Below are 539 nucleotides of genomic sequence, written 5' to 3'. Positions count from 1 at the left end.
CGGGCGGCGGCGGACGGGGCGGTGCGCGCCGGTCCGGTCAGCCGGCCACGAACGTGTGCGCCGCCTTGTCGTGCCAGCACTGGTGCCAGGGCTTGTCGAACAGGCACCACACCAGTCCCACGAGGCCGATGCCGAGCAGGCCGGGGACGCTGTAGACGAGCCAGCGGCGCAGTGCGGCGCCGAAGGTCGGGTACTCATGGGCCTCGATGTCCCGCACCTCCAGACCGCACAGCTTCTTGCCCAGGGTGCGGCCCCACTTGACCGTGGGCAGGACCTCGTACAGCACGCCGAAGAGCAGCAGCACGGCGAGGACGATGCCCAGATACGTCCCCGTGGTGCCGTCCAGCAGCCAGACGGTGACCGTGCGGCCGGAGAGCTTGGCCGCCTCGATCTTGTCGTTGATGTGGTCGACCGCCTTGGCGCCGAGCGGTACCGCGGCCACCGCGGTCACGCCTCCGACGACGAGCGAGTCGACGATCCGTGCGGCCACCCGCTTGCCGAGGCCGGCCGGGCGGGCCGCCGCCCGCTGCCGCGCCGCC

The 539-nt window shown here is 72.9% G+C and carries 1 protein-coding gene; it reads right to left on the bottom strand.

Translation table 11 applies throughout. The features are described from left to right. Nucleotides 1-37 precede the first annotated feature (37 nt). The coding region (locus CCN35_RS27495; RefSeq protein WP_107501113.1) for an RDD family protein at nt 38-539 on the bottom strand (502 nt) is incomplete at its 5' end.

This window comes from Streptomyces thermovulgaris, from assembly GCF_002155915.1.
Lineage (GTDB): Bacteria > Actinomycetota > Actinomycetes > Streptomycetales > Streptomycetaceae > Streptomyces > Streptomyces thermovulgaris.
The sequence above is the reverse complement of the archived record's forward strand: the minus strand, read 5'-3'. Positions and strand labels throughout refer to the sequence as shown.